General features: G+C 68.2%; 9 protein-coding genes. 7 read left to right on the forward strand and 2 right to left on the reverse strand.

Features of this window, described 5'->3' with window-relative positions; translation table 11 throughout:
- Window positions 1-270 precede the first annotated feature (270 nt).
- From ACWDXS_RS04795 to ACWDXS_RS04810, 4 genes are all read left to right on the forward strand, one after another.
- Window positions 271-1,572 carry a lipase family protein gene (locus tag ACWDXS_RS04795; RefSeq protein ID WP_449963414.1) on the forward strand — a complete coding sequence of 434 codons (1,302 nt, stop codon included), beginning with the start codon at window positions 271-273 and terminating at the stop codon, window positions 1,570-1,572.
- A 14-nt stretch (window positions 1,573-1,586) separates the two neighbouring features.
- Complete coding sequence (locus tag ACWDXS_RS04800; RefSeq protein WP_378990077.1) at window positions 1,587-3,182, forward strand: GMC oxidoreductase; 1,596 nt, start codon at window positions 1,587-1,589, stop codon at window positions 3,180-3,182.
- Between the two features lie 49 nt (window positions 3,183-3,231).
- Entirely contained in the window at window positions 3,232-3,900 is a 669-nt protein-coding gene (locus ACWDXS_RS04805) for a TetR family transcriptional regulator (protein WP_379312141.1), read from the forward strand.
- Between the two features lie 114 nt (window positions 3,901-4,014).
- Window positions 4,015-5,220, forward strand: coding sequence for a glycoside hydrolase family 76 protein (locus ACWDXS_RS04810; protein WP_449962103.1), 1,206 nt, complete (start codon window positions 4,015-4,017; stop codon window positions 5,218-5,220).
- 192 nt (window positions 5,221-5,412) lie between these two features.
- Here ACWDXS_RS04810 and ACWDXS_RS04815 read toward each other — a convergent pair whose 3' ends face one another.
- On the reverse strand, window positions 5,413-5,886 hold the full coding sequence (locus ACWDXS_RS04815; RefSeq protein ID WP_449962105.1) for a hypothetical protein: 474 nt from the start codon (window positions 5,884-5,886) through the stop codon (window positions 5,413-5,415).
- Window positions 5,887-6,214: 328 nt separating this feature from the next.
- On the opposite strand from ACWDXS_RS04815, the gene legP reads away from it, so the two are divergent.
- The 3 genes from legP (at window position 6,215) to ACWDXS_RS04830 (ending at window position 9,823) form a co-directional block, all read left to right on the forward strand.
- Window positions 6,215-7,000 carry a Dot/Icm T4SS effector Zinc-dependent metalloprotease LegP gene (gene legP, locus ACWDXS_RS04820; RefSeq protein WP_387444874.1) on the forward strand — a complete coding sequence of 262 codons (786 nt, stop codon included), beginning with the start codon at window positions 6,215-6,217 and terminating at the stop codon, window positions 6,998-7,000.
- A gap of 111 nt (window positions 7,001-7,111) precedes the next feature.
- Window positions 7,112-9,088, forward strand: a complete 1,977-nt coding sequence (locus ACWDXS_RS04825) for a trypsin-like serine peptidase (RefSeq protein WP_449962110.1) — start codon at window positions 7,112-7,114, stop codon at window positions 9,086-9,088.
- 336 nt (window positions 9,089-9,424) lie between these two features.
- Window positions 9,425-9,823, forward strand: a complete 399-nt coding sequence (locus ACWDXS_RS04830) for a hypothetical protein (protein WP_378990071.1) — start codon at window positions 9,425-9,427, stop codon at window positions 9,821-9,823.
- A 153-nt stretch (window positions 9,824-9,976) separates the two neighbouring features.
- Here the strand turns inward: ACWDXS_RS04830 and ACWDXS_RS04835 are convergent, their stop codons facing one another.
- Window positions 9,977-10,729, reverse strand: a complete 753-nt coding sequence (locus tag ACWDXS_RS04835; protein WP_449962113.1) for a hypothetical protein — start codon at window positions 10,727-10,729, stop codon at window positions 9,977-9,979.
- Window positions 10,730-10,915 lie beyond the last annotated feature (186 nt).

The raw sequence follows: 10,915 nt of genomic DNA on the forward strand, positions 1-10,915 counted from the left end.
CAGCCGAAGCGGTCTGAAAGATGATTCGCGGGAACAGCTTTCACCACGCGAGTGCTTCGGTTACCACGGCGATTCGCGTGGTTTTCGCCGCGACGGGGTGCCGGGTCGGGGCGGGTGTTCGTACCGACCAGTAACCGTGTTACTCTCTGTCGGCGCTGGTGTGACAGGCATCATGATCTGCTGTTCCGGCGACTTGGATCACTGCGGCGACGGCGCCGGCCAGTGATGACGACTGAGAGGTTCTCGATGAAGCGACAGGATCTTCGACGGATGTGGCCGCATGCCGGGCGCGTCGTCGCGGTCATGGTCTTGGCCGGCGCGATGGCGGCGACGGGTGTGGTGACCCAGGCGGGGCGGGTCTCGGCCGAGCCCGTCAGCGCGTTCTACACACCGCCGGACCGGATTCCGCAGGAACCGGGCGCGATCATCAAGACCGCGCCGATGACCTTGTTCGTGACCCCGCCCACCGAGCAGGGATGGCCGGGCAAGGCGCAGCACGTGATGTACACGTCGCGATTGCAGGACGGGTCCCCGGTAGCAGTGAGCGGGACCTACCTCGAGCCGACCGGTCCGTGGCAGGGTCCGGGACCGCGTCCGACGGTGGTCATCGGCCCCGGCACGTCGGGTCAGGCGGACCGTTGCGCGATGTCGGTGGCGTTCTCGACCGGGATGGCGGTGTCCACCCAGCCGTTGGGGATCTCGGCGAACCAGGAGCTACCGTCGTCGGTGGTGTGGAGCGGCCTGGGCGCGCGGGTGCTGGTGACCGACTACGTCGGCCTCGGCACACCCGGCATCCACACCTACGCCAACCGGTTCGAGAGCGGGCACGCGATTCTCGACGGTGTGCGCGCGGCCAACAATCTCGGCGGTGTCGGACCGGAGACGCCGGTCGTGCTCTGGGGCTATTCCCAGGGCGGGGGCGCCACCGCGGCCGCCGCGGAGATGCAGCCGAGCTACGCACCGGAACTGAATCTCAAAGGCACCTGGGCAGGGGGACCGGTCGCCGACCTCACCGCGATCCTGGAGAAGATCGACGGTGCGCTGATCGGCGGAGCGATCGGGTTCGCCGTCAACGGCATGCTCGCGCGCTATCCCGAGCTGCAGCGTGCGGTGGACCGGGTCACCAGCCCGGCCGGGCGCGCGATGCTCGAGACGCTGAGCGACTCCTGCATCGCCGACGTGATCACGTACCACCCCTTCCTCAAAACCGAGTCGCTGACCAACGACGGCCGGCCGCTGTCCGCCCATCTCGCCGAATTGCCCGAAGCCACGCCGGTATTGGCGGAGCTGCGCATCGGTAACTCCACTCCGGCCACACCGGTCCTGATCACCAGTGGCCGCAACGACGACACCGTCCCGTACGGACAGGCCCGACGACTCGCCGAAGACTGGTGCGGCAAGGGCGCCACGGTCACCTTCCGCACGAACGAGCTCCCGCCGATCCTGCCCGGAACCACCATCCCGAATCACTTCGGGCCGGAGATCATCGACGGCTTCGGGCCCGACAACGCGTTCACCTATCTACTCGATCGTCTTGCGGACAAGCCGGTCTCCGGCTGCAGCATCGACTGAACAAGGATCTGTGTGTGAAAGCCATTTCGCGCCGCTCGATGCTGGTTGCCGCGGCAACGGCGAGTGGGCTACTTCTCGGTGCCCGCCCCACGGGCACGCCGACTCCGATCGCGTTGCGGTCCAACAATGTTCCGCTGACCTACGAGGACCATCGGGTGGTGGTGATCGGGTCGGGGTTCGGTGGCGGCGTCAGCGCGCTGCGGTTGGCGCAAGCCGGTGTCACGGTGACGGTTCTGGAGCGAGGTCAGCGGTGGCCCAGCGGTCCGAACGCCGAAACCTTCCCGCGCGCGTCCGCCCCGGACAAGCGATTGCTGTGGTACCGATCGAGCCCGAACCTGTTCGGGCGACCGCTCGTGTTCGACCCGTACGCCGGGTTGGTGGAGGCGGTGCCCGGGGTGAACATGACCGCGCTGTGCGCCGCCGGTGTCGGTGGCGGATCGCTGGTCTACCAGGGCATGTCACTGCAGCCCGCCGAGGCGGTGTTCAACGCGCACTTTCCCGAAGAGCTGGACTGGGCGACGATGGATCGCGTGCACTATCCGCGCGTGGCACGGATGCTCGGGCTGGCCGAAGCTCCCGACGAGCTGATCGCCGCCGACAACTACCGGGCCGCAAGGGTCTTCGCGGATCGAGTACGCGGGGCCGGGATGCCGCTGTCGAAGATCCCGATGCCCATCGACTGGAACTTCGCGCTGGCCGAGCTGCGCGGGGAGATGAAACCCTCCTACACCAACGGTGACGGTGCGATGGGGGTCAACAACGGCGGCAAGCACTCTGTCGACGTCACCTACATCGCCGCCGCCGAAGCGACCGGCCGGTGCCAGGTGCAGACCCTGCACGAGGTGACCGATCTCGAACGCGCCCGCGACGGTCGCTGGACCGTGCACGTGCAGCGTCTCGACACCGCGGGTGTCGTGGTCGAGAACAAGGTACTCACCGCGGGATCGGTGATCCTGGCGGCGGGCAGTCTCAACACCACCCGGTTGCTCGTGCGAGCCGGTGCCAAGGGCCTGATTCCCGACCTGCCCGACGGGCTCGGCCAGAACTGGGGCACCAACGCCGATCGCATCTATGTCTGGTCGGAACCCGCCGCGAACTTCGGTGCGGCACAAGGTGGTCCGGTGGTCTACGGCAGTAAGAACTGGGACGATCCGCAGGCTGCGCACACCGTGATCCAGGCCTCCATCCCGCCGATGTCGGTGGATCCGGGCAGCACGATGCTCGTCGGCTACGGCGTCAGTGACAGTCGCGGGTCGTTCACCTACGACGCCGCCCGCGACGACGCGATTCTGCACTGGCCCCACGACGGCGACCGGACCATCCAGAACAACCACATCGACCCCGCCGTGCGCCGCATCGCGGGTTCGACCGGGATGTTGCTGGACACCAACTCGCTGTTTCCCTCGACCTGGCATCCGCTGGGTGGGGCGAGCATGGGCTCGGTGTGCGACCTGGACGGCCGCGTCCATGACCAGCCGGGGCTCTACGTGCTCGACGGTGCGCTGTTGCCGGGTAACGCCGCCGCGTGCAATCCGTCGATGACGATCGCGGCGGTCGCGGAGCGGGCCTTGGACAACCTCGTCGCCGCGGATGTGGGAACGCGCATCTGAGATCGAATCGCCTCGGTGGCGCGACGAGACGATGGACTACTGTGACGTGGTGGCTAGAAAGGGCGAAGGTGATCCCGCGCGCAAGATCACCGAAACCACCCTGTCGTTGCTCGAATCGGAGGGGTATGACGCGGTTCAGCTGCGCCGGGTGGCCCGCGTCGCCCAGGTGTCGCTGACCACGGTCTACAAGCTGTACCCCACCCGCGACGAACTCGTGCTCGCCGCGGTCGCGCAGTGGATGGCCACGAACACCTACACCGAACTCGACCCGCCGCGAGCCGACGAATCGCTCGCCGATGTGTTGAAGCGGGTGACCCGCTACGTGTTCGAGCCGTGGGAGCGTCACCCACGGATGCTCGCCGCCTACTACCACGCACGCTCCGGTCCGGGTGGGCAGCGACTCGACGCGCAGGGTTTCGCCGCGGTGTTGCCCGCGGTGAGCACGATGTTCGCCAGCCTCGACGAGGACTACGCGGCCGATCTCGCCCTCGTGCTGACCAACATGGTCTATGCGCTGCTGGGACGTTTCGCGCACGGTGATCTGGCGATCACCGAGATCCTGCCCGCACTCGAACGCGCCATCGGCCGACTGACTCAGAACAACGCTCCGTTCGCCGCGGCCGCCGAGCGGACCGCCGGTGCGGGGGCGACTCCGTTCGAGTGGGTGCCCGGTTTCAGCTCGCCCTACTCCCCGGGCACCGAGGCCGACGAGCCGTAACCGGTGTGAAACGTTTTCACGCCGCACCGGAGCAGTTCAAGCTTTGGCAATCGCGACACGGGACTCTGAGGGTTCGGCACCGACGCCGATGCCCAGTAGGAGGAGTCCGAGCGAATGGATCGCCTGAACCACGAGTTCAGTCGGCGCAGCGTGCTGTGCGCTGCGGGGGCGGCGATCGCGCTGACCGCGGTGGCACAGCCGACACAGGCGGGCACGATCACGCGTAAGTGCTCGGTCGACAGCGGTCCGGGAGAGCGCGCCGACCTGGCCGAACAGGCTATCGTGCAGCGGCATGTGCACTCGCTGCTCGGTTTGCCCGACTATCGGCTGGGAGTGCTCGCGTGGCCTGCGGACCTGACCGAAAGGTCCTTGCTCGGGCGATGGTGTTACTGGTGGCAAGCACACCTGCTCGACTGCGCGATCGATGCCGCGCACCGAACCAGCACTCCCGACCGCGTTGATCGGGTCGTCGCCCTCGCACGCGGTATCCGCGCCCGCAACATCACCGGTTGGACCAACCGCTACTACGACGACATGGGGTGGTTGGCAATCGCCCTCGAGCGTGCCGAGCGACTGCTCGACGTCCGGTTCGGCGACGCGATCGGGAATCTGCGGGGCGCCCTGCTCGAAGGATGGAACCCGGATGTGGGTGCGGTGTCATGGCGCAACGGCGACGACTTCTACAACACGCCCGCGATCGGCCCGACCGGCATCGCGCTGGCGCGCCTGGGTGAACTCGACCGCGCCGGCCAACTGGCCGATTTCCTGCACACGCGATTGCGTGACACCGACAGCGGCCTGATCCACGATGGGGTCCACGAGCCCGGCGGGCAGGTGGACCGCACCGTGCACACCTACTGCCAGGGTGTGACCATCGGGCTGGAGGCCGAATTGGCGCTGCGCACAGGCGAATCGGTTCATCGTCAACGTGCTGCCGCCGTGATCGCCGCGGTCGAGCAGCGACTCACCGCCAGGGGGGTGATCGTCGCCGCCGCCGGAAACGATTCCGGGCTCTTCATGGGAATCCTCGCGCGTTTTCTCGCCGAAGCCGCACTGTCGCTGAACAACACGACCGCGGCGAATATCGTGCACGCCTCCGCCCGGGCGGCTTGGGAAAACCGTGCCGAGGTGAACGGGTTGCCGCTGTTCGGCGCGGACTGGACCCGCCCGGTCGCGGTGCCCGAGCATCCGGGGACCTTTCTCCAGCTCGCGGACGCGTCCGCCGCATCGTCGGCGAACCTGAGCCGGGACCTCTCGGTCCAGCTGAGCGCATGGATGCTGCTCGAAGCGGACTACCGGCTCACCGCAGCGGGCCACTGACCGGCCTCATTCACCCGGCGAGAAGGGCAACTGCTGGAACAGTATTCGCGCACCGCCGTCGCCGAGCCGGCCGTCGGGCTCAATGTCACGGACGCTCTGCTCGAAGCAGGTCTGCCGCCCCTGCCCGCCGATCGTGTGGCAGCCGCCCTGCGCGCCGAGATCCGGCGGCTGCTCGACGAGGCGTGAAGCGGCTCAGGGCATTTCGACGGTTTCGGCCCTGGCGATCTCGTTGATCGCGCGCTGAACGGCGTGATCCGGCGGTGTCCGGGCGAGATCGGCGAGGTACTCGATCAGGAGTACCGCCGCGGGTTGGGGGTTGGTCCATGCCCGGTCGGGCTCGGCCGACTCGTCGATCCCGAGCGCCCCGGCGAGCGCGCTGAAGACCGCGGCGGCGTCGAGTCGGGGCAGCCACGTCGCCGATCGGCGTACCACCGATTCCAGCACGGCGCGCACATCGTCGCCGGTGAGACCGTCCGGATGCGCGATCTCGAGCAGGTCCCGAACGATCCCCGCCAGCACCGAGGTGACCTGGTCGGCGGGGAGTTCGGACAGATCCGCGGTGGTCGCACTGAATCGGGGTTCGTCGGCTGCCCTCGCCGCGCTGACGGCGGCCTCGACGGCGGTCGCGATCGCGCGGGCTGACGAAGGCCAGTCGGACGGCCACATGGGTAGTTCTCCTCGAGGGTCGGTACACGTGCCTCGCCTACCTGCGTATGCGGGCTGTTGTCAGCGTAGTCAGTGCCGGGCCGCGGGCCGCACGCGTGTCAGCAGGTCCGACCACTCCACCGGCCGGGTCCGACCCCGTGACCGTGTGGGACCCGAGGCCGATGAGCTCGTTGCCTGGCTGATCGGTTGCGGGGAGGTGACCCGATCGCGCCCGCGCGTGATCGGGTAGCGCGCTACTCACGCGCGCCGGCAGGCCGGCGGGCCACGCTTTCCAGCAGAGGCGACGGATCCCGCCGTTGCCGACTCCGACACAGGAAGCACGACCGCCATGATCATCGACGACACCCTTCGATCGGCCGTCGACACCGACGACACCGGCGAATTCCATTCCGGCCCGGAGGCGGGCTCCGCGCTGATCGGCAGTGTCGCGCACGGGGTACGCGAACTGCGCTACGCCGCGGTCGACGACCTCGCGATCTTCGAGGGCGACATCGTGCTCGGCACCGTCGAGGAGATCGATGCCCGCCGTCGACAGGAAGGCGTGGTGGTCTCCGGTGCGGTGTTCCGCTGGCCGAATGCCGTGGTCCCCTTCGAGGTCGACCCGGCCCTGCCCGCACCGCAGCGGGTCTTCGACGCGGTCGCACACTGGAACGCACGCACCAGGATCCGGTTCGTCCCGCGCACCGGCGCCGACGGCGACTTCGTACGGTTCGTGCCCAGCACGTCGAGCCGGTCGCCGGTCGGGCGGCGGGGCGGACGGCAGACGATCGAACTCGCCGCTTCCGCGCCCGTGGGCACCGTGGTCCACGAGATGGGGCACGCGCTCGGACTCTGGCACGAGCAGAGCAGAGAGGACCGGGGCAACTTCATCGCGGTGCGGCTCGACCGGGTCGACCCGGCGCACCGGCACAACTTCGATCAGCACATCACCGACGGCGACGACGTCGGCGGCTACGACTTCGGCTCGATCATGCACTACCCCGCGACGGCGTTCAGCACCACTGGGCAGGCGACGATCCTCGCGCGTGTGCCCGTGCCGCCCGGCGTGACGATGGGCCAGCGCTCCGCGTTGTCGGCCGGCGATGTGAACGCCGCCCACACGATCTATCCGTGACATCGCGCAGGTGCCCGCGCGGTGAAGTCGAGTGGTCCACTACTCGTGATCGGCACCGCGCACGCGCCCACGCTGAATACCCCAGCACACATTCTCCGGGCGAGGTGACCCATGGATACCGAGAGCGAAGCTCGTACCACCGCGTGGCACGAACAGATGGATGCCGCATCGCAGCGATTCGACGACACCGAGGCGCAACGCGATGAGGTGACGCGCCTGCGGGCGGTGACCGAGTCCGATGTCGTCGACACCAAGGAACAGATTCTCGCCCGCGCCGACCGGCTGCTCGTCACCGGCGAAGTCCCCGCGCAGGCGGTGATCGAACTCGGCAGGCAGGACCCGGTCGACAGCATCCGCTCGCTCGAGCGGGTCATCGGCTTCGCCAACGAGTTGCAGGCCGCGAACTTCCTGACCCGCGGTGCTCGCGCCGCCGCGGCGGTGGCGCGTATCTCGTTGGCCGACAACGGCCGTGAGGTGCCGATGGGTACCGGTTCGATGGTGTCGCCGCAACTGCTGCTCACCAACAATCATGTGCTGCCGACGCGGGGGGCGGCCGAGTCGGTGGTGATCGAGTTCCGGGCCGAGGTCGACATCGACAACGTCCCGAACCCCACCGTGCGCTATCGCCTGGCGCCCGACGACTTCTTCGTGACCGACAAACACCTCGACTACACCGTGGTGCGTGTGGCGCCGGGGCCCGACGGTGTGGCGCCCGGCGCCACATTCGGCTGGAATCCGCTGATCGCCAAGCCCGGCAAGATCGTGATCGGTGAGGCGATGAACGTCGTCGGGCACCCCTCGGGCCGGCTCAAGGAGATCTCGATCCGGCACAACCGCCTCGACCTGCAACTCGACGACTTCCTGCACTACGCCTCCGACACCGAACCGGGGAATTCGGGCTCGCCGGTCTTCAACGATCAGTGGGAGATCGTGGCGCTGCATCACGCCGGAGTCCCGAAGAAGGACGACAAAGGCCGGGTGCTGCGCAAGGACGGCAAACTGTGGCAGTCCGGGGACGGCGACGACGCGATCGACTGGATCGCCAACGAGGGCGTTCGGGTGAGCGTGCTGTTGCACGATCTCGGATCGCGGCAGTTCGATCCGGCCCAGCGCGCCCTGCTCGACGAACTCGGGCTCGCGGCGGTCGCACCGAGCGAGGCGGTTGCCGGACTGCCGGTGCCGCCACGGGGGTCGGCCGCCGAAAGCCTGGTGCGCGGCCTGCGTGGTCGGTCGAGCGCGTTCGGTGGTCGACGCAGCGTGCTGTTCCTGCACGGACGCGGACAACAGGGCCGTGACCCGGTCGAATTGCGCCGCAACTGGACAGCGGGTTTGAACAAGGGACTCACCCTCGCCGGCCTGAGCCCCATCGACCCCGCCGATGTGTACTTCCCCTTCTACGGTGACCAGCTCGTGGAGAGCATGGACACCCGCGAGGCCGTCGACTCCGGTCCGGCACTCTACGAGAGCCTGGTCGCCGAGGCCGCGCGCCGGGCCGGGATGCCGGACGCCGGTGACCTGCCCACCGACCCGCAAGCGCGCGAACTCTTCGGCGGGTTCGGTGCGGTGGTGCTGGGGCGGTTGCGCGACCAGCTCAGCTGGATCGCCGCCCGCAGCGGCCTCGATTCCGCGCTCATCGGCGCCATCTTCAAAGACGTCGCCGCCTATCTCGACGACGAGCGGGTCCGCAAGAGTGTGCTGGACACGGTGCTCATCGATGCGCCCACCGAGGGCGACCTGATCCTGGTCAGCCACAGTCTCGGCACGGTGGTCGCGATGGATCTGCTCACCCAGCTGCCCCGCGAACTGAACGTGCGACTGCTGGTGACGGCGGGCAGCCCGCTCGGGATGGACGGGGTGTACCGCAAGCTGCTGACGGGCGGGCCGAGCAGGCCCGAGCGGGTCGGTGAATGGCTCAACACCTGGTACGCCGGCGATCCGATCGCCATCGGCTGCCCACTGAGTCAGGCCTGGGGGCCGGATCTGCGCGACCTCCCGGTCGAGAACCCCAAGGAGCGGGCGCACGACATCGCCGAATACCTCGCCCACGCCGCGGTGGCGGCCACGATCGGACACACGCTGTCCGCCTGAGCCACACCATGATTCGCACGACAATCACTCGACACAGGCAGGTGGGCCCGCACCCTCGGCGCTACGGCGTGAACGGGCGCTGATCGAGAAGATCGGCGCCCGCGTTGATCGTGAACAGATAAGGAATATCCGCTCACTGCCGTTCCTCCGAGAAATCGGCCCTTCTCGATCCTCCTTCGGCCGTGTCGAACTCGATTGCGTGGCGGACTACTCGAATGTGCGACACAACCGTCGCCGCATCCGCGCATATTCGGGTAGTGGATTACGCATTCGCGCCCGCGCGCCCACGCGCGACGATAGCTCCAGAGAGTTTTTCCGCCGAGAAAGGGCGCCGAAATGTTGGAGACGGATACGGAAGACGCGGTCGTGGCAGCGAGCGCGGATACCGAAGAAGAGGTGTTCGAGTCGGCGAAAACCGGCTACGGCGCCGAAGAAGCCGACGTTCGGGCGATCGACCAGACCAATATCACATCGATCTTCTGGGCACAGAAGATCCTGCGCACCCATGGAACAGGTGCCTGGGTATTCGGATTCCCGAACGCCGACGTGCGGGCAGATAGTCAGGTCTCGGTGAGTCTGACCGAGATCGACACCAACAACATCCCGTTCCTCGGACCTGCCACCACCCAGGTCCTGAATGTGGTTCCGCACGCCGACGGCACGATGACAGTGCGATATCACGTGGGGTGGAACCGCAATATCAGGGTGCTGTTCAACTTCATCATCGCCAATTGAGCCGCCGCGATGGCAGTGTCACGGGTCCGCCGGACTCCGGGCTCCGATCGACAGCGTGGTCGATCCAGGCCATCCGGCACCGTGGCAGTCGCAGGGCAGGTCCGCGTCGCCGACGACGTCGATCAGGACCGGTCATCGACCCCCTGCCGAGCGTTACCCGAGCCGGTGCGCCGCCGCCAGTGCGGTGAGCACCTGCTCGGTTTTGGTATCACCTGACGCGATCGTCAGGCCGAGCGTACGCAGGGCGGCTTCGAGTTCGCGCCGGGCGTCGAGCGCGCGCAGGTGCAGATCAACGGGCGAATCGGCTTGTTGCGGTGTGACTTTCAGCGACAGCTCGACCAGATCGAGTCCGGTGGTGCTCCACCGTTCGACATCGGCGCGCAATGTCCCCACCGGTACCCCCGTCCACCGTGCCGAAGCGACCGGTCCCATCGCGCGCAGGTGGTCGACCGCGACGCCGGGCGGCGTGCAGCTGACCAGGAACTGGCGCTGAGCCGAGTGGAGCGCGCCGGTGACATCGACACCCCGGGCCACGGCCGCGCGCAGCGAACCGGCAGGCCGGGAGCTGATCGCCGAGGCCGACAGCATCCGCCGATCGGCCGACCAGTCGCTTTCGATGCGGTACCGCACACCCGGCTCGGTGAAGGGCGCCCCCCAGCGGCCCGCCAGCTGGGAGGGCACGCACGGTCGCAGTTTGACGGTGAGATCGTCTTCCTCCGCGCCGCTGCGCAACCGGATGACGATGCGGCTCGACAGCAGCGTGGGCGCCCCCGCGGTACCCGGGTGCAGCGGCTCGGCGAACCAGATGTCGCGGTAGACCGCGGCGGTATCGGGACATCGGAGCCGGCGCAGTGCGCCCGCGACATCCCCGTCGAGGTTCACTTTGATCTCGATCGGCGTGATCACCCGGGCCCCCTTTCTGTCGCTGTGACGGGTATTGCCCGCGGTGCGCGGGCTCCCTGGAAGCCAGATTCGCCCATCGACGGGCCGCGGCGCGCGCGTAGTGCGCTACCCGATCAGGTCGCGCGTCCGGGTCGAGCGAGGACCATCGACCACAGCAGCACCGGATCGGCGCCACGGTGCCCGCGTGCG

The sequence above is a fragment of the Nocardia sp. NPDC003183 genome (genome assembly GCF_053590715.1).

Excerpts from the sequence above, each read along its gene's own strand:
- ACWDXS_RS04810 (WP_449962103.1), top strand. The coding sequence starts at position 4,015 with ATGGATCGCCTGAACCACGAGTTCAGTCGGCGCAGCGTGCTGTGCGCT.
- ACWDXS_RS04795 (WP_449963414.1), top strand. The coding sequence starts at position 271 with ATGTGGCCGCATGCCGGGCGCGTCGTCGCGGTCATGGTCTTGGCCGGC.
- legP (WP_387444874.1), top strand. The coding sequence starts at position 6,215 with ATGATCATCGACGACACCCTTCGATCGGCCGTCGACACCGACGACACC.
- ACWDXS_RS04830 (WP_378990071.1), top strand. The coding sequence starts at position 9,425 with ATGTTGGAGACGGATACGGAAGACGCGGTCGTGGCAGCGAGCGCGGAT.
- ACWDXS_RS04825 (WP_449962110.1), top strand. The coding sequence starts at position 7,112 with ATGGATACCGAGAGCGAAGCTCGTACCACCGCGTGGCACGAACAGATG.
- ACWDXS_RS04815 (WP_449962105.1), bottom strand. The coding sequence starts at position 5,886 with ATGTGGCCGTCCGACTGGCCTTCGTCAGCCCGCGCGATCGCGACCGCC.